We start from the raw sequence: 21551 nt of genomic DNA on the forward strand, positions 1-21551 counted from the left end.
TGGGCGCAGACTATGCCGATCTCCCGTGCCCGCAACCGCTTTTGAGTCCGGGCTCAGGCCTCGTCACGGGTCAGCGCGAGCAGCCGGTCCAGGACGCGCGGCGCGCCGGCCCGCAGGCCGTCGTGCTCGAACTCGTCGGTCACCCAGGTGCGCAGCCCACGGATCGCGCGGGCGGTCCGCAGGGAGTGGGCGGTGTCGACGTACATGTCGTCGTGGTAGACGGCCGCGGCGAGAGGGACCTCGTTGGCGGCGAGGCGGGCCGGGTCGTACAGGGGCTGCCAGTCGGTGCGGGCGGCCAGCGCGTCGGCCGTGTCGCGCAGGGGGCGCAGGGCCGGGTCGCTGTCGAACATCCAGGGGTAGATGTTCTCGCCGGTGAACAGCACCGGTGCGTCGCCGGCAAGGGCCTTGGGGGCGTCGAACTGCGGGAACTCGGCGCGGATCCGTTCGGCGGCCCAGGCGGTGGGGCGGGTGTCCTGGGCGTAGATCGGCTCGTGGAGGAGGGCGAAGAGCGGATGGTCCGCGTAGGAGAGGAGGCCCTGGGCCTCTTCCTGGAAGGCGTCGGACAACTCGGTGCCGTGCGGGGTGCGGACGAAGGCGTTCTCCAGCAGGTAGTGGAGCCGGTGGCTGCCGTCGCTCGCGCCGAGCATGAGGCCGAGGGACTGGAAGGCCTCGACCGTGAGCGGGTAGCCGTTCGGCAGCACGACGTCGTGGGTCAGCAGGTGGTCGGCGATCCGGCGGGCGCGCTCGACGTCCTGCGGGTAGCGGGCGTAGTGCGCGGTGACCTTGCGCTCGATGCGGGGGTAGGCGGCCCGGTACACGTCGTCGGCGTGGGCGTCGAGGGAGGGCAGGCCGCCGGTGATCACGGCGGTGGCCAGGCCCTCCGGGGCCAGGGACAGATAGCTGACCGTGCAGAAGCCGCCGAAGCTCTGGCCGAGGACGGTCCAGGGAGCGCCGCCGGTGAGCCGGGCGCGGATCAGCTCGCAGTCGCGGACGATCGAATCGGCGCGGAAGTGGGCGAGGTAGTCGGCCTGCTCGGCGGGGCCGCCGCGCAGCGGGAGGGTCTGACGGTTGGCGGGTGTGGAGTGGCCGGTGCCGCGCTGGTCGAGGAGCAGGACGCGGTACTCCTCCAGGGCGCGGTCGAGCCAGGCCTGCCGCCCGATGAAACGGTTCGCCCCATAGCCGGGACCGCCCTGGAGATAGACCAGCCACGGCAGGTCCTGCCGCACCTTGTCACTGGCGACGACCTCACGGGCGTAGAGCTCGATCGTCTCGCCCCGCGGGTCGGCGTGGTCCAGGGGCACGGTGAAGCGGCGGTCGGTGAGGACGACGCCGGGCTGGCGGTAGCTGAGGCTCAACAGGTCTCCCGGGACGGACGGATGGTCGCGTCCCAGTTCAACACATGTCCGTCCGGCGTCCGACCCCCGGGATCATGGATTCTTACTGAACCGGAGATCAGCGGGCGGCGAGACTGGAGCGGCGCACCACGAGCTCCGGCTGGAGCACCACCCGCCGGTGCTCGTGCGCGCCCGGCCCGTTCTGCGTCTCGGTCTCCTCCAGCAGGAGCTCGGCGGCCAGGGCGCCCATGGTGACCGCGGGCTGCCGTACCGAGGTGAGCGGGACGGCGGCCGCGGCCGCGAACTCGATGTCGTCGTAGCCGACGATGGCGAGGTCGTCGGGCACGGTGACCCCGGCCGCGTACATGGCCTGCAGGACGCCGAGGGCGAGCAGGTCGTTGGCGCAGAAGACGGCGGTCGGGCGCTCGGCGAGACCGAGGAGCCGGGCGCCGGCGTCCCGGCCGGCCGCGACATCGAGGCGCTCGGTGGGCAGCTCGCGCAGGGCCTGCGGACCGAGCCCGGCCTCCGCGAGCGCGTTCAGGGCGCCGGTGCGGCGGTCGCGGACCTGGTTCAGTCCGGGCGGTCCGCTGACGTACGCGATGGAGCGGTGCCCGGCGTCGACCAGGTGGCCCACGGCCAGGGCGCCGCCCGCCACGTCGTCGACGGAGACCGAGCACTCCGTGGTGCCCTCGGAGACCCGGTCGACCAGCACGAACGGGATGCCGTGCCGGCGGAACGACTCGATGTTGCGCCCTGTCGCGTCGGCCGGCGTGAGCAGCACCCCGCGCACCCGCTGCTCGGCGAAGAGCGACAGATACTCGGCCTCCTCGCCCGCGTTCTGCGCGCTGTTGCAGACCATCACGCCGAGCCCGGCCTCCCGCGCCGTCCGCTCGGCGCCGCGCGCCACGTCGACGAAGAACGGGTTGCCCATGTCGAGGACGAGCAGGCCCATGATCCGGCTGCGGCCCGCGCGCAGCTGGCGCGCGGACTCGCTGCGGACGTAGCCGAGCCGGTCGATCGCCGACTGCACACGCGCCCGGGTCTCGCTGGCGACGGAGTCCGGACGGTTGATGACGTTCGAGACCGTGCCCACCGACACTCCGGCGGCGCGGGCGACGTCCTTGATACCCACCGACTGGGCCATCGGGCAGGGACCTCCTGGTGAACGAGGGGCGGCGGGGAGGCCTTCACATTACCGTCACCGCTGCCCGGAACGGACCGGTCAGGCAGGGAGTGCGAAGTCCACGACATGAAGTGCCGAGGGGGTCGTGCCGACCGACTTCTCCTGGTACATGAACGACAGCACGTTGTCCGCCGCGACCCGTGTCTCGTCGATCACGACCTCCCCGAACGCGTTCAGGTCACTGCCGTCGTACAGCGGCGCCCAGTCCGTGTACCCGGAGGACTTCGAGGCACCCGCGATCCGGCCGTAGGGGAAGATCGCATAGGCGTTGTCGTAGCGGTCCAGGACCAGTTTGGTGCGCTGGCTGGAGTCCGGCACGACGGGGATCTCGGTCTTCCGCCAGGTGCCGGAGGAGTCCTTGCGGACGTGGAAGGCCCGGCCGTTCGCCGTGCGGTCGGCGACGTAGTCCGTGGTGCACGGGCCGAAGCGGCCGGGGACATGGCTGATGATCGCGTGCGGCAGGCCGGTGGAGTCGACGGCCTGGCTCTCCTGGTTCATCAGGGCGTGGTCGGGGCCGAGGGAGTCGACGACCAGGCCGGAGTCGGTGACCGCGACGGTGTCCGGGGTACCCGTGGTGCCCACCGGGGTGCCCGCGTCGGTGCGCCAGGTACGGCCGCGGTCGGTGGAGTGGACATAGCCGGTGTCGTGATTGGTGAGCCCCCCGCCGGAGCCCGTCACGGCGGTGTTCTGCTCACGCCAGGTGAAGAAGGCGTGCAGTCGGCCGGCCGCGTCGTAGTCGAGGCCGTGCAGATACATGTTGCGGGCGCCGCTGGAGCCGTGCGCGCTGGTGTAGGTGCCGGTGGAGCTGCTCCACTCCCCCAGCGCGGTCCAGGCCGAGCCGTCGTACTCGGCGAGCGCGTTGCGGCCGTCGCCGGAGATGCCGACGCGGTAGCTGAGCTGCAACCTGCCCTCGGGCGTGGTGACGAACTGGGGGTAGGTGAACCGCGACGTGAGGGCGAGCCCGTCGAGTGTCGTCCGTACGGCACCGAAGACGGACGGGTTCCAGGAGGCGGACGCGGGGTCGTCGAGGAGTCCGACGACCGACTTGACGTAGCAGAAGCCGTCGCTGTGCGCGTCCATGACGAGGTGCAGCCGGCCGTCTGAGCGCGAGACGCCCATGGAGATCACATTGTGGGAGTCGTCGCTCTTGAGGGTGTGGGGAAGCGTGACGGTCGACCAGCCGGAGCCGCCGAGGACCCGGCGGGCCACCACGGCGTGGCGGGTGGCGGTGTACCAGGCGGCGTACTGATGACTCCCGTGGGTGAGCAGGCCGTTCTTCTGGAAGGAGTTGTTGTTGACCAGGCCGTCGTAGGACACGAAGTAGACGGCCTGGGCGTCCAGTTGGCTGATGCCCTGCATGACGGCCGAGGGGCGTCCTGTCATGAGCGGAACCCTCCGGTTCAGGCGAGGTGGAAGACTTCGGTGAGGGGCTTCATGGCTTCGTCGGGTCCGGCGCCGTCCAGCGACTCGAAGAACGGCGCCATATCCGCCTGCCAGCGGGCGTTGACCTCGGTGGCCGCCATGCCGGCCCGCGCGGCCGCGAAGTCCTCGGTCTCCAGATAGCCGACGAGCAGGCCGTCCTCGCGCAGGAAGAGCGAGTAGTTGTGCCAGCCGGTGGCGGAGAGCGCGTCGAGCACCTCCGGCCAGACGGCGGCGTGCCGCTCGCGGTACTCGTCGAGACGCTCCGCCCGGACCTTCAGCAGGAAGCACACGCGCTGCATCAACACCCCTTGGATCGCCGGAATCCGATCGTCAGAAGTTGAACTGGTCGATGTTCCTGCTGTCGAAGACCGTCGGCTTGCCGAGGGTGATCACGCCGTCCTTGCCGATGGTGTACGACGTGGAGCCGGCCTCGAAGGTCTCGCCCTCCTTGCCGGTGATCTGTCCGGACACCAGGGCGACGGCGGTACGGGCGGCCAGGTCGCCGAGCCTGGCCGGGTCCCACAGCTCGAAGGCGTCGACGGTGCCGTTCTTGATGTACTTGCGCATGTCGTTGGGGGTGCCGAGGCCGGTGAGCTTGACCTTGCCCTTGTACTTGGAGCCGGACAGGTACTGGGCGGCGGCCTTGATGCCGACCGTGGTCGGGGAGATGATCCCCTTCAGGTTCGGGTGCTCCTGGAGGAGACCCTGGGTCTGCTGGAAGGACTGCTGGGCGTCGTCGTTGCCGTAGGCGATCTTGACCAGCTTGACGTTCTTGTACTTGGGGTCCTTCAGCTCGTCCTTCATATAGCCGATCCAGGTGTTCTGGTTCGTCGCGGTCTGCGCGGCCGACAGGATCGCGATCTCGCCCTTGTAGCCGATCTGTTCGGCGAGCAGCTGTACTTCGGTACGGCCCAGGTCCTCCGCGCCGGCCTGCGAGACGAAGGCGTTGCGGCACTCGGGGTTGGTGTCGGAGTCGTAGGTGACGACCTTGATGCCGTTCTCCATGGCCTGCTTGAGCGCGGTGCACAGGGCGCCCGGGTCCTGCGCGGAGACGGCCATCGCGTTCACCTGCTGCTGGGTGAGCGTGTTGACGTAACTCACCTGGCCGGCGGTGTCGGTGGCGCTGGACGGGCCGACCTCCTTGTACTTCGAGCCCAGTTCGGTCAGGGCCTGCTCGCCGCCCTTGTCGGCGGAGGTGAAGTACGGGTTGTTGACCTGCTTGGGCAGGAAGCCGACGGTGAGGCCCTTCTTGAGGGCGGCGCCCGGGTCCGCCTTGCCGGCCGAGGCGGCCGAGCCGGTGCTCTCGTTCTTGACGTCGTTCTTGGTGGTGCCGCCGCAGGCGGTGGCGGCGAGGGCGAGGGAGGAGACGGCGGCGAGGGCCGCGCAGGCACGGCGGAGGGATGACTTGCGCATGAGGAAGGTCCTTTACGAGGGTGAGCGGGGTTACGAGATCGGAGTCGAGGTGGCTCTACGGCCCGCCCTCGCCACGGAGATCCGGCGAACGACCCGAGGTCCGAGCACGGAGACGACCAGCAGCACGCCGGTGACGACGATCTGCGACTGGGCGGAGACATTCAGCAGGCTCATCACGTTCTGCAGCGCGCCGAGCAGGAAGACTCCCGCGATCGCGCCGCCGAGCGTGCCCCTGCCGCCGTCGAAGTCGATGCCGCCGAGCAACACGGCCGCGACGACGGAGAGTTCGAGTCCGGTGGCGTTGTCGTAGCGGGCGCTGGCGTAGTGCAGCGCCCAGAAGACGCCGGTGAGGGAGGCCATGAAACCGGTGGCGGTGAACAGGATCAGCTTGTGGCGCTTGACGCGGATGCCCGCGAACCGGGCCGCCTCCTCGCTCGCGCCGACCGCGAACAGCGACCGGCCGAAGGGGGTGGCGTGCAGCACGACCACGGCGATCGCGAGCAGCACCAGGAAGAGCGGGAAGGCCTGGGGCACGAAGCTGTTCCCGATGCGTCCGGCCGCGAAGTCCAGGTACTGCGTGGGGAAGTCGGTCACCGCGTCCGAGCCGAGCACGATCTGTGCGATGCCCCGGTAGGCGGCGAGGGTGCCGATGGTGACGGCGAGGGACGGCAGCCCGAGGCGGGTCACGAGCAGACCGTTGACCAGGCCGCATGCCACGCCGAGGAGCAGGCACAGCGGGATGATCGTCTCGATGGCCATGCCCTCGTTCCAGAGCTTGCCCAGCACGGCCCCGGACAGACCGGCGGTGGACGCGACGGAGAGGTCGATCTCGCCCGCGACCACGAGCAAAGTCATCGGCAGGGCGATCAGCGCGATCGGGAGCGTGTTGCCGATCAGGAAGGACAGGTTGAGGGCATTGCCGAAGCCGTCCACGAAGGAGAACGACAGCAGCAGGAGGGCGATCAGGAGCGCGCCGACGACGGTGTCCCAACGGATCGCGCGCGTCAGGGAGTCAGGCATGGCGGGCGTTCCTCTTCTTCAGGGCCCGGGCCACCCGCAGTGCGACGACGCGGTCGACCGCGATGGCGAGGAGGAGCAGGATGCCGTTGATGGCGAGCACCCAGACGGAGCTGACACCGAGGGCGGGCAGCACGCTGTTGACAGAGGTGAGCAGCAGCGCGCCGAGGGCCGCGCCGTACACGCTGCCGGAGCCGCCGGTGAAGGCGATGCCGCCGACCACGACCGCGCTGACCACGGTGAGTTCGTAGCCGTTGCCGGTGCCGGAGTCGACGTTGCCGAAGCGGGCGAGGTACATGGCTCCCGCGAGCCCGGCCAGGCCGCCGCAGAAGGTGTACGCGGTCAGGATCCGCTTGCGCACGGGGATGCCGGCGAGCCGGGCGGCCTCGGGGTTGGAGCCGAGCGCGTACAGCTCGCGTCCGCTGCCGAAGTGCTTGAGGTAGTAGGCGGTGGCGACCAGCACCGCCAGGGCGATCAGGGCGAGCCAGGGCACCGCCGAGATGCCGCCCGAGCCGAAGTCGACGAATCCGCCCGGGAGATCGGCCGCGGTGATCTGCCGGGAGCCGACCCAGATGGAGTCGATGCCGCGGACGATGTACAGCGTGCCGAGCGTGACGACGAGCGCGGGCACCTGACCGAGGCTGACCAGCAGGCCGTTGAGCAGCCCGAAGCCGATGCCGAGCAGGACCGCCAGGGCGACGGCGACGACCGCGTTCCCGCCGCCTTGCAGATAAGTGCCGGCGGCGAAGGCGCTGATGCCGAGGGTCGAGCCGACCGACAGATCGACGTTCCGCGAGATCACCACCAGGGACTGGCCGGTGGCGACCAGCACCAGGATGGTCGCGTTGAGCAGCAGGTCCTTGATGCCCTGCTCGGACAGGAACTCGCTGTTGCCCGCCTGGGTGACGGCGATCATCACCAGGAAGACGACCACAATGGCGAGTTCGCGCATCTTGAAGACCCGGTCGACCAGCCGGGTGCCGCTGGATTCGGGCACCTCGGCGAGCGGTGTCTCGTTCGGGGCGGTCACCGTCATGCGGCGGCCCTCCCGGTGGCTGCGGCCATCACGGTTTCCTCGGTGGCTTCGGCGCGCGGGATCTCGGCGGTGATCCGGCCCTCGTGCATCACGAGCACGCGGTCGGCCATGCCGAGGATCTCGGGCAGGTCGGAGGAGATCATCAGGACGGCCACCCCGTCGGCGGCCAGCTCGCTGAGCAGCCGGTGCACCTCTGCCTTCGTGCCGACGTCGATACCGCGGGTGGGCTCGTCGACGATCAGCACCTTCGGGCCGGTGGCCAGCCACTTGGCGAGGACGACCTTCTGCTGGTTGCCGCCGGAGAGCGTGGAGACGGCGTCGGCGATCCGGGCGTACTTCACCCGGAGCCTGACCGCCCAGTCGAGGGAGCGACTGCGTTCGGCGCCCCGGTCCATCAGCCCGGCCTTCACGGTCGTACGGAGTCCGGTCAGACCGATGTTCCGCTCGATGGACATGTCCATCACCAGGCCCTGGGCGCGCCGGTCCTCGGGGACGAGGGCGAGCCCGGCGCCCATCGCGGTGGAGGGGGCGCCGTTGGTCAGCTTCCTGCCCCGGACCTCGACCTCCCCCGCGTCCCACCGGTCGACGCCGAACACGGCCCGGGCCACCTCGGTGCGCCCCGCACCGACCAGCCCGGCGAGGCCTACGATCTCGCCGTGCCGCACCTCGAAGGAGACGTCGGTGAAGACACCCTCGCGAGTCAGCCGCCGTACGCTCAGCGCGACTTCACCCGGCACGACGTCCTGCTTCGGGTAGAGCTCGTCGAGGTCGCGGCCGACCATACGGCGGACCAGGTCCTCCTCGGTCATGCCGGCGAGGAGCTCGCCGGCGATCAGGGCGCCGTCCCGGAGCGTGGTGACACGCCGGCAGATCCGGAAGATCTCCTCCAGCCGGTGCGAGATGAACAGCACCGCGGCACCCTGTTCGCGCAGGGTGCGTACGACGCCGAAGAGCCGGGAGACCTCGCTGCCGGTCAGGGCGGCCGTGGGCTCGTCCATGATCAGGACCCGGGCGTCGAAGGAGAGCGCCTTGGCGATCTCGACGATCTGCTGGTCGGCGATGGACAGACCGCGGGCGGGCCGTTCGGGGTCGAGTTCGACGCCGAGCCGCTTCATCAGGGCGGCGGTCGCCGCGTGGGTGGCCTTGTGGTCGATGCGGCCGAGGGTGCGCCGGGGCTGACGGCCCATGAAGATGTTCTCGGCGATCGACAGGTCGGGGAAGAGCGTGGGCTCCTGGTAGATGACGGCGATTCCGGCGTCGCGGGCGTCGCCGGGGCCGTGCAGGACGACGGGCCGGCCGTCGAGCAGCACGTGACCGGCGTCCGGTCGGTGCACCCCCGCGAGGGTCTTGATGAGGGTCGACTTGCCCGCACCGTTCTCACCGGCGAGGGCGTGCACCTCGCCGGGAAACAGCTCCAGGGAAACGTCCCGCAGGGCGCGTACGGCGCCGAAGGACTTGGAGACGTCCTTCAGCGCCAGCACCGGGGGCGGTCCCGTGTCGGACGCGTGGGTCATGGGAGCTCCTCGACGACGCGGGCGGGACGGCCCCCACCACGCCGTGAAAGGTTTCAACTGGATGGCCGGGACGTTAGGCACGGCAGCCATGTCGCGTCAATGGGTCCTGTCGAAAATATTTCGATAGCCGAAGGTCGCGGACGAGCCACGGAAAACACGGACGGCCGGATGGCTTGACACCCCTCGGGAGGGCTCATAGCTTGCGGTTCTGAATCGTTTCACACGCTCAGTCGTTCCGACCGACACCACAGGAGCCCTGAAGTGACCGACCTCGCCGCCGTGAAGGCCGCGCTGAAGACCCAGGCCATCGAGACGCCCTCGTGGGCGTACGGGAACTCGGGGACGCGCTTCAAGGTGTTCGCCCAGCAGGGCGTACCACGCAATCCATGGGAGAAGCTGGAGGACGCGGCGCGGGTGCATGCGCTCACCGGCGTTGCGCCGACCGTCGCCCTGCACATTCCGTGGGACACGGTGGAGGACTACGCCGCCCTGGCGAAGTTCGCCGAGGAGCGCGGCCTGAAGCTCGGCGCGATCAACTCCAACACCTTCCAGGACGACGACTACCGGCTCGGCAGCATCTGCCATCCGGATGCCGCGGTGCGGCGCAAGGCCGTCGATCATCTCCTGGAGTGCGTCGACATCATGGACGCGACCGGGTCGAAGGACCTGAAGCTGTGGTTCGCGGACGGTACGAACTATCCGGGGCAGGACGACGTACGGGCACGGCAGGACCGGCTGGCCGAGGGGCTGGCCGAGGTGTACGGGCGGCTCGGCGAGGGGCAGCGGTTGCTGCTGGAGTACAAGCTCTTCGAGCCCGCGTTCTATACGACGGACGTCCCGGACTGGGGTACGGCCTACGCCCACTGTCTGAAGCTCGGGCCCAAGGCGCAGGTCGTGGTGGACACGGGGCACCACGCGCCGGGGACCAACATCGAGTTCATCGTCGCCACGCTGCTGCGGGAGGGGAAGCTCGGGGGGTTCGACTTCAATTCGCGGTTCTACGCGGACGACGACCTGATGGTGGGGGCGGCGGATCCGTTCCAGCTGTTCCGGATCATGTACGAGGTGGTGCGTGGGGGTGGGTTCGGGCCGGAGGTCGCGTTCATGCTCGATCAGTGTCACAACGTCGAGGCGAAGATTCCGGCGATCATCCGTTCGGTGATGAATGTTCAGGAGGCTACGGCGAAGGCGCTGCTGGTTGACCGGTTGGCGTTGGCCGAGGCGCAGGCCTCCGGTGATGTGCTGGGGGCCAACGCGGTGTTGATGGACGCGTACAACACCGACGTGCGGCCTTTGTTGGCTGACGTACGGGAAGAGATGGGGCTGGATCGCGACCCCGTCGGTGCGTATGCCCTGTCCGGGTGGGGCGAGCGGATTGTTGCTGAGCGGGTTGGTGGTCGGCAGGCCGGTTGGGGGGCGTGAGCGTCTGCCGGGATCCGATCGTTGCGGGCTGCGGGTTCGTTGTGGCTGGTCGCGCCCACGCGGCGGAGCCGCATATCGATACAGCCCCGCGCCCCTGAAAGACATGCACTCACCCCTTTTCTGAGTAAGGAACCGAAGATCATGGCACCCCACCCCGAAGCCGCCGCTCTTCTCGCCCGTTCCCATCGGCTCGGCGCCGATCCGCGCAATACCAACTACGCCGGCGGCAACGCGTCCGCCAAAGGCACCGACACCGATCCCGTGACCGGCCACGATGTCGAGCTGATGTGGGTGAAGGGGTCCGGGGGCGATCTCGGGACGCTCACCGAGGGCGGGCTCGCCGTGCTGCGGCTCGACCGGCTTCGGGCGCTTACGGAGGTCTACCCGGGCGTCGAGCGCGAGGACGAGATGGTCGCCGCGTTCGACTACTGCCTGCACGGGAAGGGCGGAGCGGCTCCGTCCATCGACACCGCCATGCACGGGCTGGTCGACGCCCCGCACGTGGACCATCTGCACCCCGACTCCGGCATCGCGCTGGCGTGTGCCGCCGACGGGGAGAAGCTGACAGTCGAGTGCTTCGGCGACACCGTGGTTTGGGTGCCGTGGCGGCGGCCCGGGTTCCGGCTCGGGCTGGACATCGCCGCGATCAAGGAGGCCAACCCGCAGGCCGTCGGGTGTGTCCTGGGCGGGCACGGGATCACCGCGTGGGGCGACAGCTCCGAGGAGTGCGAGCGGAACTCGCTGCACATCATCCGTACCGCCGAGGCCTTCCTCGCCGAGCGCGGGAAGGCGGAGCCGTTCGGGCCCGTGATCGACGGGTACGAGGCGCTGCCCGAGGGTGAGCGGCGGGAGCGGGCGGCCGCGCTCGCGCCGTATGTGCGTGCCGTCGCCTCCCAGGACCGGGCGCAGGTCGGGCACTTCGACGACTCCGACGCCGTCCTCGACTTCCTCGCGCGGGCCGAGCACCCGCGGCTCGCCGCGCTGGGTACGTCGTGCCCCGACCACTTCCTGCGGACGAAGGTACGGCCCCTCGTCCTGGACCTGCCGCCGACCGTGCCGGTGGCGGAAGCCGTCGCCCGGCTGACGGAGCTGCATGCCCAGTACCGCGAGGAATACGCGGCCTACTACCGGCGGCACGCCCTTCCCGACTCCCCCGCCATGCGCGGCGCCGACCCGGCGATCGTGCTGGTGCCCGGCGTGGGGATGTTCAGCTTCGGCAAGGACGGGCAGACGGCGCGCGTGGCCGGCGAGTTCTACGTCAACGCGCTCCATGTGATGCGCGGGGCAGAGGCGGTGTCGACGTACGCGCCGATCGAGGAGTCGGAGAAGTTCCGCATCGAGTACTGGGCGCTGGAGGAGGCCAAGCTCCGGCGGATGCCGAGGCCGAAGGCCCTGGCGACCCGGGTGGCGCTGGTGACGGGCGCGGGCAGCGGGATCGGGAGGGCGATCGCGCATCGGCTGGTCGCCGAGGGGGCCTGTGTCGTCGTCGCCGACCTCGACGCGGACAACGCCGGGAAGGTCGCCGAGGAGCTGGGCGGGCCGGACAAGGCCGTGGCGGTGACCGTGGACGTGACGGACGAGGCGCAGATCGCCGCGGGCTTCAGGGCGGCGCTGCTCGCCTTCGGCGGGGTCGACCTCGTGGTCAACAACGCGGGGATCTCCATCTCCAAGCCGCTGCTGGAGACCTCGGCCGAGGACTGGGACCTCCAGCACGACATCATGGCCCGCGGTTCGTTCCTGGTGTCGCGGGAGGCGGCCCGGGTGATGATCGCGCAGGGGCTGGGCGGTGACATCGTCTACATCGCCTCGAAGAACGCCGTCTTCGCCGGGCCGAACAACATCGCCTACTCCGCCACCAAGGCCGACCAGGCCCATCAAGTCCGTTTGCTGGCCGCGGAGTTGGGTGATCATGGGATCCGGGTCAACGGGGTCAACCCGGACGGTGTGGTGCGCGGCTCCGGGATCTTCGCCGGTGGCTGGGGCGCACAGCGGGCGGCGGTGTACGGGGTAGAGGAGGAGAAGCTGGGCGAGTTCTACGCACAGCGGACCATCCTCAAGCGGGAAGTGCTGCCGGAGCATGTCGCGAACGCCGTGTTCGCGCTCACGGGCGGGGACCTGACGCACACCACGGGGCTGCACGTCCCGGTCGACGCGGGTGTGGCGGCCGCGTTCCTGCGGTGAGCGCCGCCGTGAAGTCGTACGCGGCGGTCGACCTCGGTGCCTCCAGCGGGCGTGTGATGGTCGGCCGTGTCGGCCCCGACAGCCTGGAGCTGGCCGAGGCACATCGTTTCCCCAACCGGCCCGTCCGGGTGCCGGAGGGGCTGCGCTGGGACGTCCTCGCGCTGTACGCCGGGGTGTTGGAGGGGCTGGGGGCGGCCGGGCAGGTGGACTCCGTCGGCATCGACGGCTGGGGCGTGGACTACGGGCTGCTCGACGCCGACGGAGCCCTGCTCGGCAACCCCGTGCACTACCGGGACGCCCGCACCGAGGGCGCCGCGGAGAAGGTGTGGGCGACCGTGCCCGCCCCCGAGCTGTACGCGGCGACCGGACTGCAGTACGCGCCCATCAACACCCTGTACCAGCTGACGGCGGCCCGCGAGACCCGGCAACTCGCCCATGCCGCACGCCTGTTGCTCGTCCCCGACCTGATCGCCTACTGGCTGACGGGCGAGCAGGGCACGGAACTCACCAACGCCTCCACCACCCAGCTCATCGACCCCCGCACGCGCCAGTGGTCGTACGACGTCGCCGCCCGCCTGGGCATCGACCTCGGCCTCTTCGCGCCGCTGCGGCAGCCGGGCGACCCGGCGGGTGTGCTGCGGGCCGAGGTGCTGGAGGAGACGGGGCTCGCCGGTCCCGTGCCGGTGACGGCGGTCGGCTCGCACGACACCGCGTCGGCGGTGGCCGCGGTCCCGGCCGTCGGCGAGCGCTTCGCCTACATCTGCACCGGCACCTGGTCCCTGGCGGGCCTTGAGCTGGACGCCCCGGTGCTCACCGAGGAGAGCCGCGTCGCCAACTTCACCAACGAGCTGGGGCTGGACGGCACGGTCCGGTATCTCCGCAACATCATGGGGCTGTGGCTGCTGCAGGAGTGCGTACGGGCCTGGGACGACCCGGATCTCGACGGGCTGCTGCGCGCGGCGGCCGAGGTTCCGGCGCTGCGGTCGGTCGTGGACGCGGGGGACCCTGCGTTCCTGGCGCCCGGCCGGATGCCGGAGCGGATCGCCGAGGCCTGCCGGACGACCGGGCAGCCGGTGCCGCTCACCCCCGGCGAGGTCACGCGGTGCATCCTCGACTCCCTCGCCCTGGCCCATCGCCGGGCCGTCCAGGACGCCCAGCGGCTGGCCGGCCATCCGGTGGACGTCGTGCACGTGGTCGGCGGCGGCACCCGCAACGCGCTGCTGTGCCAACTCACCGCCGACGCCTGCGGGCTGCCGGTGGTGGCGGGCCCGGCGGAGGCCGCGGCTTTCGGCAACGTCCTGGTCCAGGCGCGCGCCCACGGTCTGTCCGGCGATCACACCGACCTGCGCCGGCTGGTCGCCCGCACCCAGCCGCTCACCCGGTACGAGCCGCTGGGCACGACGGCGCGCTGGCGGGAGGCCGAGGCCCGACTCGCCGCGCGGTGAGCCGGGGTCTCCCCGCGCCCGTCCCCGCCCATTACCCTGCACTCATCCGATGATCGACCCCAAGGAGCCGCGATGCGTGTCGCCCTGTTCCTGACCTGCGTCAACGACACGCTCTATCCGGACACCGGCCGCGCGGTGGTGAAACTGCTGACCAGACTGGGCGTCGACATCGACTTCCCGATGGCGCAGACCTGTTGCGGGCAGGCGCACTACAACACCGGTTACCGGCATGAGGCGGAGCCGCTCGCCCGGCATTTCTCCGATGTCTTCGGCGAGTACGAGGCGATCGTCACGCCGTCCGGCTCGTGCGGGGCGATGGTGCGGGAGCTGTATCCGCGGATGGGTGAACGGGCGCGGGCGGAGGGGCGCGGGGACACGCTCGCGGCCACCCTGGCGCCGGTGGTCCCCAAGACGTACGAGCTCACGGAGTTCCTGGTGGACGTGCTGGGGGTGACGGACGTCGGGGCGTACTACCCGCACCGGGTGACGTACCACCCGACCTGCCACGGGCTGCGGAGCCTGGGGCTCGGTGACCGGCCGCGGCGACTCCTGCGGGCCGTGCGGGGGCTGGAGTTGGTCGAGTTGCCCGGGGCCGAGGAGTGCTGCGGATTCGGCGGGACCTTCGCGGTGAAGAACCCCGACGTCTCGGCGGCGATGGGCACCGACAAGGTGCGCAACGCCGAGTCGACGGGTGCGGAGGTGCTGTGCGCGGCCGACAACTCCTGTCTGATGCACATCGGCGGCACCATGACCCGGCTCGGGGCCGATCTGCGGCCGGTGCACATCGCGGAGATCCTGGCGAGCACGGAGGAGGAGCCGGCCGGATGAGCGGAACGTTCATAGGGATGCCTGCGTTTCCCCCACCCACCCACCCTGCGTTTCCCCCACCCACCCACCCTGCGTTTCCCGAGGCCGCGCGAGAGGCCGTGCACAATCAGACCCTGCGCGGCAATCTGCGGCACGCCACCCACACCATCCGCGCCAAGCGGGCGAAGGCGGTGGCGGAGGTGTCCGACTGGGCGGCGCTGCGGGAGGCCGGCAGGCGGATCAAGGACCATACGCTCCGTCACCTCGACCGCTATCTGGTGCAGTTGGAGGAGTCGGTGACGGCGGCCGGGGGCACCGTCCACTGGGCCGTGGACGCCGCGGAGGCGAACCGGATCGTGGCTCGACTGGTCAAGGAGACCGGCGAGTCGGAGGTCGTCAAGGTCAAGTCGATGGCGACACAGGAGATCGGGCTCAACGAGGCGCTGGAGGCGGAGGGCATCCGCGCCTACGAGACCGATCTCGCCGAGCTGATCGTGCAGTTGGGCAAGGACCGGCCCTCGCACATCCTGGTCCCGGCGATCCATCGCAACCGGGGCGAGATCCGGGACATCTTCCGCGCCGAGATGGGCGAGTGGGGCCGCCCGGCCCCCGAGGGCCTGACCGACACGCCCGCCGAACTGGCCGAGGCCGCCCGGCTCCATCTGCGGGAGAAGTTCCTGCGCGCCAAGGTCGGCATCTCCGGCGCCAACTTCATGGTCGCCGAGACCGGCACACTGGTCGTGGTCGAGTCGGAGGGCAACGGCCGGATGTGCCTGACCCTGCCCGAGACCCTGATCTCCGTCGTGGGCATCGAGAAGACCGTGCCGGCCTGGCGGGACCTGGAGGTGTTCCTGCAGACCCTCCCCCGCTCCTCCACGGCCGAGCGCATGAACCCGTACACGAGCATGTGGACCGGCACCACGGACGAGGACGGCCCCAGCACCTTCCATCTGGTCCTGCTCGACAACGGCCGCACCGACACGCTCGCCGACCAGGTCGGACGTCAGGCGCTGCGCTGCATCCGCTGCTCGGCGTGTCTCAATGTGTGCCCGGTGTACGAGCGGGCGGGCGGCCATGCGTACGGCTCGGTCTACCCCGGCCCGATCGGCGCCATCCTCAGCCCCCAGCTCCGGGGCACGGCAAGCGAGATCGACGCGTCCCTCCCCTATGCCTCCTCGCTCTGCGGGGCCTGTTACGAGGTGTGCCCGGTGGCCATCGACATCCCCGAGGTGCTGGTGCATCTGCGCGAGCGGGTCGTGCAGGGCGGGCAGGTGATCCGGGAGGGCAACAAGGTGGTGCTGCAACCCGCGAAGGGGCATGCCGCCGAGCGGGCCGCCATGCGCGCGGCACGCTGGGCCTTCACCCACCCGGGCGCCCTGCGCACCGGTCAGCGGCTCGCCTCCCGCACCCGGCGCCTGCATCCCCGTACGCTCCCGGGCCCCGGCCGGGCGTGGACCGGCACCCGCGACCTGCCGGCCGTACCTCCCGAGCCCTTCCGCGACTGGTGGCGGCGCACGAGCGGCGAGAACGGCGACAAGGGGGCCGCCAAGTGAGCAGCAGGGAACGCATCCTGGGCCGGGTGGAGCGCGCGCTCGCGGACGTTCCGCGGGACGACACGCCGTACGAACAGGCCGTCCCGCGGGACTATCTGCGCGAGCACGGCGAGCGCACCGTCGCGGAGACGGTGGACCTGCTCGCGGAGAACCTGGCGGACTACCGGGCGATCGTGCACCGCTGTACGGCCGCCGAACTCCCGTCGGTGATCGCCGGGTTGCTGGCCGCGCGGAAGTCGGCCTCGGTGCTCGTGCCGGCCGGGCTCGACGAGGGCTGGCTGGCGGCCACGGAGGCCGCGCGGGTCGCCGACCGCCCGGACAGCACCCCGCAGGAACTCGACCGCGTCGACAGCGTGGTCACGGCGTGTGCGGTGGCGATCGCCGAGACGGGCACCCTCGTGCTGGACGGCGGCCCCGACCAGGGGCGCCGCCGGATCACCCTGGTCCCCGACCACCACATCTGCGTGGTCCGCGTCCCCGGGCAGGTCGTCTCCGCCGTGCCGCAGGCCCTCGAACGCCTTGATCCGACCCGCCCGTCGACCTGGATCTCCGGTCCTTCGGCGACCAGCGACATCGAGCTGGACCGGGTGGAGGGGGTGCACGGGCCGCGGACCCTGGAGGTCGTGCTGGTGAACTGACCCCGGGGCCCTGGCCGTCGGCCCCGGCTGTGGCGCGGGTCAGCCGCCGCCGGTGTCGGTGGTCGGCGCCTGGCGCGGGGGCTGGTCACTGCGGTCGGTCCGGGAGCGGTCCAGCAGGCCGAAGGCCCAGCGCTCGTTGAAGCCGGCCAGGAAGCCGACCGCACACCAGAAGCCCCAGAACGCGGTGCCCGCCCCGTCCGCGTGGGCGGCGCAGATCTCGCCGGTGGTCGCGGGCGTGTCGATCACCTGCACGATGTCCGCGTTGAGCAGGAAGTACACCGCCAGGGCCAGGATCCAGCCGACGAAGACCCGGTACACGCCCTCGTGGCGCATGCCGCGCGCCAGCTGTCCCGGGGCCACGGTGCCCCGGTCGCCGTTGGTGCGGCGGCGGACGAGCGCCTCCCCGTTCCTGCGCAGCCGCACCAGCACGCTGAGCACCGCGCCGAACGCGCCCACCCCGCCGCACACGAAGGCGCCCATCAGGCTCCACCGGTCGCTGCACCCGATGTGCACGCGCAGGACGTCGAGCAGCCCCACGGCCCCCACCACGAGCGGCGCGCTCAGCAGTACGACGCTGATCAGCGCGCCGAGGCTGAGTCCGACGTTGATGCCGCGGCTCACGGCGAGCGCGCAGTCCTGGTCGATCCGGGCCCGCAGGCCCGCGATCTCCTTGTTGAGGTACTCCTTCAGATGCCTGTCGCACTCCCCGCCGGCCAGTCGCGGGTCGTGCAGCACATTGCCCAGGACACAGCCGACCGTGATCCGCAGCGACTGCCGGGTCTCGTACTCGAACGACCGCTGTGCCTCGCCGTGGATCAGCTGGAGGTTCATGTGCTGGCCGGGATAGGCGGCGATGAACCGCTCGTACGCCGCCTCGCGGCCCGGTTCCACCAGGTTGGCCAGTCCGTCGGCCTTCGTGTCGGTGCGGGCGCCCAGCACCGCGTCGCGTAATCTCCGCCACCACGACCGGCGGCAGCCCCCGTTGCTCGTCATGGACAACCTGTACCCGCACCGCCGCCCGGCGGGAAGGCGGCCACGGCACCAGTACGGTCACTGTCGTCACGGAGCGGTCACCACCGCGGTACCCACGTGACAGGCGCGCTGAACAAGCGCTTAGATAGAGACCTGGACACCGAACCCGAACCAGCCGGAGGCCCCGTTGTTCACTTCCGTAGACGACGTCTCCGCACGCCTCGCCGAGACCGGCTATCTGGCGTCGCCCGCGGTCGCCACGACCGTCTTCCTGGCCGACCGGCTGGGCAAGCCGCTGCTGGTGGAGGGCCCCGCCGGGGTCGGCAAGACGGAGCTGGCCAAGGCCGTCGCCCAGGTCGCGGACGCCCGGCTGGTACGGCTGCAGTGCTACGAGGGCGTCGACGAGTCCCGCGCGCTGTACGAGTGGAACCACGCCAAGCAGTTGCTGCGGATCACCGCCGGCCGCGACGAGACCTGGGACGAGACACGCACGGACATCTTCAGCGAGGAGTTCCTGCTCGCGCGGCCGCTGCTGACCGCCATCCGCGGCGACGACCCCAAAGTGCTGCTGATCGACGAGACCGACAAGGCCGACGTCGAGGTGGAGGGGCTGCTCCTGGAGGTGCTCAGCGACTTCCAGGTGACCGTCCCCGAGCTGGGCACCATCGCGGCCACCCGCCGCCCGTTCGTCGTGCTCACCTCCAACGCCAGCCGTGAGCTGTCCGAGGCCCTGCGCCGGCGCTGTCTGTTCCTGCACATCGGCTTCCCGGACGAGGAGCTGGAGCGGCGGATCGTACGGCTGAAGGTGCCCGGCCTCGGCGAGGCGCTGGCCGAGTCCGTGGTGCGGGTGATCGGCGCGCTGCGCGCGATGGACCTGCGGAAGGTGCCGTCGGTCGCCGAGACGATCGACTGGGCGCGCACCCTGCTGGCGCTGGGCGCCGACACGCTCGACGAGAGCGTCGTACGGGACAGCCTGGGCGTGATCCTCAAGCATCAGGACGACGTCCTCAAGGCGGCCGCCAAGCTGGACCTGGACAACCTGTGAGCACCCCCGTCGGTGTCACCGAGCGGCTGACGGGCCTGGTCGGGGCGTTGCGCGCGCACGGCGTGCGGGTCGGCACCGGTGAGACCGTGGACGCGGCCCGCGCGGTGGCGGCGCTCGGGTTCGCCGACCGGGAGCTGCTGCGGGAGGGCCTGGCGGCGACGCTGCTGCACGGGACGGGCCAGCGGGCCGTGTTCGACCCGGTCTTCGACCTCTACTTCCCGCGGCGCGTCGGCGCGCCCGGCACGCGGTCCACGGACCGGGAGGAGCTGCGCGACCGGCTCGCGGCGGCACTGGCGGCGGACGACCGGGACATGATGGCGCGGCTGGCGGCGGAGGCCGTCGACGGACTGGGCGGATACGGGAGTTCACCGGAGTCGGACGGCTGGTCGTCGTACCAGACCCTCGACCGGCTCCGCCCGCAGACGCTGCTGGCCCGGGTGCGTACGGACGTCCGGCAGCGGGACGGGGGCGCGGGCTTCGCCGACCGGCTGCTCGACGACGAGATCCGGCGCCGTATCGAGACGTTCCGCGCGATGGTCGCGGCCGAGGCGCGGCGGCGGGTCGCCGAGCGGCGCGACCGGGACATGATCGCCCGGCGGGCGGTGCGCCCGACCGCCGACCGGGTGGACTTCCTGTTCGCCGGGCGGGACCAACTGGCCGAACTGCGCAGGACCGTTCAGCCGATCGCCCGGAAACTGGCCACCCGGCTGGCCGCCCGGCGCCGCCGTGCCGCGCGCGGCACGATCGATCTGCGCCGCACCCTGCGCGGGTCGCTGTCGACGGGCGGCGTACCGATGCGGCCGGTGTTGCGCAGGCGCCGTCCGGTCCGGCCCGAACTGGTCCTGCTGTGCGATGTGTCGGGCTCGGTGTCGGGCTTCTCCGACTTCACGATGCTGCTGGTGCAGGCGCTGCACGACCAGTTCAGCAAGGTGCGGGTGTTCGCCTTCGTCAACCGGATCGACGAGGTGACCGGCCTCCTCGACCACGGCAGGGCCGACCCCGAGGGCCTGAGCGCCCGCATCCGGGCGGAGGCGACGCTCACCGGCTGGCACGGCAGCAGCGACTACGGCGTGGCCCTGGGCGAGTTCGCGGAGCGCTACGGCGACGCGGTCGGCCCGCGCACGACGGTGTTCGTCCTCGGTGACGCCCGTACGAACATGAGCGACCCGAATCTGCCCGCGGTCCGCCGTATCGCCGAACGGGCCCGCCGCGTCTACTGGTTGAACCCCGAGCAGCGCTCCCAGTGGGGCACCGGCGACTCCGCCGCGCCCGCCTACGCGGAGCTGGTGGAGATGCACGAGTGCCGTACGGCGCGGCAGCTCGGCCACCTGGTCACGAGGCTGCTGCCGGTATAAGGCGGCAGGGCCCGATGTGTGGTCGACTTGCGGCACATCCGCCCGCAGACGAGGACGTACGACATGACCCACCCGCCCGTGGAACTCGGCACCTTCCCCACTCCCGTGGAACCGGCGCCCCGGCTGGCCGCCGCGCTCGGGCTCGGCCCGGACGACCTGTGGATCAAGCGTGACGACCTGACCGGTCTCGGCGGTGGCGGCAACAAGATCCGCAAGCTGGAGTGGACGCTGGGCGCGGCGCTCGCGGAGGGGGCCGACACACTGGTGACCACCGGCGCGCCGCAGAGCAACCATGCCCGGCTGACGGCGGCCGCGGGCGCCCGGCTGGACCTGGACGTCGTCCTGGTGCTGCGCGGCTCACCGGGTGTGTCGCGCTCCGGGAACCTCGCGCTCGACGGGTTGTTCGGGGCGCGGCTGGTCTGGGCGGGCGACGTCGACCGGGCGGGCCTGGACGCGATGGCCGCGGAGGTGTGCGAACGGCTGCGGAAGAACGGCTCCCGGCCCGCGCTCGTCCCGTTCGGCGGGTCGAGCACGCTGGGGGCGCGCGGCTATGTGCGGTGCGGCGAGGAACTGCGCCGGCAGGTCCCGGACCCGCGGACCGTGGTCGTCGCGCTCGGATCCGGCGGCACCATGGCGGGCCTCGTCGCCTCGCTCGGGACGGAGACGGTGCTGGGGGTCGACGTGGGCGCGCTGCCCGACCCGGCCGCCGCCGTCACGGAGTTCGCGGCGCCGCTCACCACCGAGGCGGTCACCCCGGACCTGCTGCGGGTACGCCGCGACCAGGTGGGCGACGGATACGCAACGCTCACCGCCCCCGCGGCCGAGGCACTCCGGCTCGCCGCCCGCACCGAGGGAGTCGTCCTCGACCCCATCTACACGAGCCGGGCCCTGGCCGGGCTGACCGCCGCCGTCCGGGACGGCGACATCCGGCCCGGCGAGCAGACCGTGTTCGTCCACACCGGCGGACTGCCCGGCCTGTTCGGACACACGCAGGCAATCGCGTACGCGGAGGAAGGGATCAGCACCCACGAGGCCTGACGGCACCCGGCCCCGGCACACAACACTCACCGCCCCCGCGGCCGAGGCACTCCGGCTCGCCGCCCGCACCGAAGGGCTCGTCCTCGACCCCATCTACACGAGCCGGGCCCTGGCCGGGCTGACCGCCGCCGTCCGGGACGGCGACATCCGGCCCGGCGAGCAGACCGTGTTCGTCC

At 71.3% G+C, this 21551-nt stretch carries 18 protein-coding genes; 9 read left to right on the top strand and 9 right to left on the bottom strand.

The window, feature by feature from the left end:
* Nucleotides 1–53: 53 nt before the first annotated feature.
* From ACFY1J_RS12705 to ACFY1J_RS12740, 8 genes are all read right to left on the bottom strand, one after another.
* Nucleotides 54–1355 (bottom strand): alpha/beta fold hydrolase, encoded by a 1302-nt coding sequence (locus tag ACFY1J_RS12705; protein WP_390705809.1) that lies wholly within the window; start codon nt 1353–1355, stop codon nt 54–56.
* Between the two features lie 97 nt (nt 1356–1452).
* A complete protein-coding gene (locus ACFY1J_RS12710) occupies nt 1453–2478 on the bottom strand; it encodes a LacI family DNA-binding transcriptional regulator (RefSeq protein ID WP_390731200.1) in 1026 nt (341 codons plus the stop codon).
* A gap of 78 nt (nt 2479–2556) precedes the next feature.
* Nucleotides 2557–3900: a BNR repeat-containing protein gene (locus ACFY1J_RS12715; RefSeq protein WP_390705807.1), complete on the bottom strand. Its 1344-nt coding sequence runs from the start codon at nt 3898–3900 to the stop codon at nt 2557–2559.
* Nucleotides 3901–3917: 17 nt separating this feature from the next.
* Nucleotides 3918–4238, bottom strand: coding sequence for an L-rhamnose mutarotase (locus ACFY1J_RS12720; RefSeq protein WP_390705806.1), 321 nt, complete (start codon nt 4236–4238; stop codon nt 3918–3920).
* Between the two features lie 31 nt (nt 4239–4269).
* Nucleotides 4270–5352, bottom strand: coding sequence for a rhamnose ABC transporter substrate-binding protein (gene rhaS / locus ACFY1J_RS12725; protein WP_390705805.1), 1083 nt, complete (start codon nt 5350–5352; stop codon nt 4270–4272).
* 30 nt (nt 5353–5382) lie between these two features.
* Nucleotides 5383–6372 (bottom strand): ABC transporter permease, encoded by a 990-nt coding sequence (locus ACFY1J_RS12730; RefSeq protein WP_390705804.1) that lies wholly within the window; start codon nt 6370–6372, stop codon nt 5383–5385.
* Entirely contained in the window at nt 6365–7405 is a 1041-nt protein-coding gene (locus ACFY1J_RS12735) for an ABC transporter permease (RefSeq protein ID WP_390705803.1), read from the bottom strand. The genes ACFY1J_RS12730 and ACFY1J_RS12735 overlap by 8 nt, the downstream gene beginning before the upstream one ends.
* Nucleotides 7402–8919, bottom strand: coding sequence for a sugar ABC transporter ATP-binding protein (locus ACFY1J_RS12740; protein ID WP_390705802.1), 1518 nt, complete (start codon nt 8917–8919; stop codon nt 7402–7404). The genes ACFY1J_RS12735 and ACFY1J_RS12740 overlap by 4 nt, the downstream gene beginning before the upstream one ends.
* A 261-nt stretch (nt 8920–9180) precedes the next feature.
* On the opposite strand from ACFY1J_RS12740, the gene rhaI reads away from it, so the two are divergent.
* From rhaI to ACFY1J_RS12770, 6 genes are all read left to right on the top strand, one after another.
* On the top strand, nt 9181–10341 hold the full coding sequence (gene rhaI / locus ACFY1J_RS12745; protein WP_390705801.1) for an L-rhamnose isomerase: 1161 nt from the start codon (nt 9181–9183) through the stop codon (nt 10339–10341).
* Between the two features lie 141 nt (nt 10342–10482).
* Entirely contained in the window at nt 10483–12522 is a 2040-nt protein-coding gene (locus tag ACFY1J_RS12750; protein WP_390705800.1) for a bifunctional aldolase/short-chain dehydrogenase, read from the top strand.
* Entirely contained in the window at nt 12519–13967 is a 1449-nt protein-coding gene (locus tag ACFY1J_RS12755; protein WP_390731201.1) for a rhamnulokinase family protein, read from the top strand. The genes ACFY1J_RS12750 and ACFY1J_RS12755 overlap by 4 nt, the downstream gene beginning before the upstream one ends.
* 72 nt (nt 13968–14039) lie before the next feature.
* On the top strand, nt 14040–14795 hold the full coding sequence (locus tag ACFY1J_RS12760) for a (Fe-S)-binding protein (RefSeq protein WP_390705798.1): 756 nt from the start codon (nt 14040–14042) through the stop codon (nt 14793–14795).
* Nucleotides 14792–16327, top strand: coding sequence for a LutB/LldF family L-lactate oxidation iron-sulfur protein (locus tag ACFY1J_RS12765; RefSeq protein ID WP_390731202.1), 1536 nt, complete (start codon nt 14792–14794; stop codon nt 16325–16327). The genes ACFY1J_RS12760 and ACFY1J_RS12765 overlap by 4 nt, the downstream gene beginning before the upstream one ends.
* Complete coding sequence (locus tag ACFY1J_RS12770; RefSeq protein WP_390705796.1) at nt 16324–16965, top strand: lactate utilization protein C; 642 nt, start codon at nt 16324–16326, stop codon at nt 16963–16965. The genes ACFY1J_RS12765 and ACFY1J_RS12770 overlap by 4 nt, the downstream gene beginning before the upstream one ends.
* Before the next feature lie 39 nt (nt 16966–17004).
* On the opposite strand, the gene ACFY1J_RS12775 is transcribed toward ACFY1J_RS12770, so the two are convergent.
* Nucleotides 17005–17958, bottom strand: coding sequence for a hypothetical protein (locus ACFY1J_RS12775; protein WP_390705795.1), 954 nt, complete (start codon nt 17956–17958; stop codon nt 17005–17007).
* Nucleotides 17959–18124: 166 nt separating this feature from the next.
* Here ACFY1J_RS12775 and ACFY1J_RS12780 point away from each other — a divergent pair, with 166 nt between their 5' ends.
* The 3 genes from ACFY1J_RS12780 (at nt 18125) to ACFY1J_RS12790 (ending at nt 21375) form a co-directional block, all read left to right on the top strand.
* Nucleotides 18125–18982, top strand: coding sequence for a MoxR family ATPase (locus ACFY1J_RS12780; RefSeq protein WP_363298155.1), 858 nt, complete (start codon nt 18125–18127; stop codon nt 18980–18982).
* Entirely contained in the window at nt 18979–20337 is a 1359-nt protein-coding gene (locus ACFY1J_RS12785; protein WP_390705794.1) for a VWA domain-containing protein, read from the top strand. The genes ACFY1J_RS12780 and ACFY1J_RS12785 overlap by 4 nt, the downstream gene beginning before the upstream one ends.
* Nucleotides 20338–20400: 63 nt before the next feature.
* Entirely contained in the window at nt 20401–21375 is a 975-nt protein-coding gene (locus ACFY1J_RS12790; protein ID WP_390705793.1) for a D-cysteine desulfhydrase family protein, read from the top strand.
* Nucleotides 21376–21551 lie beyond the last annotated feature (176 nt).

Source organism: Streptomyces sp. NPDC001406, assembly GCF_042895285.1.
In the GTDB taxonomy this organism is placed as follows: domain Bacteria; phylum Actinomycetota; class Actinomycetes; order Streptomycetales; family Streptomycetaceae; genus Streptomyces.

Excerpts from the sequence above, each read along its gene's own strand:
- ACFY1J_RS12710 (WP_390731200.1), bottom strand. The coding sequence starts at position 2,478 with ATGGCCCAGTCGGTGGGTATCAAGGACGTCGCCCGCGCCGCCGGAGTG.
- ACFY1J_RS12715 (WP_390705807.1), bottom strand. The coding sequence starts at position 3,900 with ATGACAGGACGCCCCTCGGCCGTCATGCAGGGCATCAGCCAACTGGAC.
- ACFY1J_RS12720 (WP_390705806.1), bottom strand. The coding sequence starts at position 4,238 with ATGCAGCGCGTGTGCTTCCTGCTGAAGGTCCGGGCGGAGCGTCTCGAC.
- rhaS (WP_390705805.1), bottom strand. The coding sequence starts at position 5,352 with ATGCGCAAGTCATCCCTCCGCCGTGCCTGCGCGGCCCTCGCCGCCGTC.
- ACFY1J_RS12730 (WP_390705804.1), bottom strand. The coding sequence starts at position 6,372 with ATGCCTGACTCCCTGACGCGCGCGATCCGTTGGGACACCGTCGTCGGC.
- ACFY1J_RS12735 (WP_390705803.1), bottom strand. The coding sequence starts at position 7,405 with ATGACGGTGACCGCCCCGAACGAGACACCGCTCGCCGAGGTGCCCGAA.
- ACFY1J_RS12740 (WP_390705802.1), bottom strand. The coding sequence starts at position 8,919 with ATGACCCACGCGTCCGACACGGGACCGCCCCCGGTGCTGGCGCTGAAG.
- ACFY1J_RS12750 (WP_390705800.1), top strand. The coding sequence starts at position 10,483 with ATGGCACCCCACCCCGAAGCCGCCGCTCTTCTCGCCCGTTCCCATCGG.
- ACFY1J_RS12760 (WP_390705798.1), top strand. The coding sequence starts at position 14,040 with ATGCGTGTCGCCCTGTTCCTGACCTGCGTCAACGACACGCTCTATCCG.
- ACFY1J_RS12765 (WP_390731202.1), top strand. The coding sequence starts at position 14,792 with ATGAGCGGAACGTTCATAGGGATGCCTGCGTTTCCCCCACCCACCCAC.
- ACFY1J_RS12775 (WP_390705795.1), bottom strand. The coding sequence starts at position 17,958 with ATGACGAGCAACGGGGGCTGCCGCCGGTCGTGGTGGCGGAGATTACGC.
- ACFY1J_RS12790 (WP_390705793.1), top strand. The coding sequence starts at position 20,401 with ATGACCCACCCGCCCGTGGAACTCGGCACCTTCCCCACTCCCGTGGAA.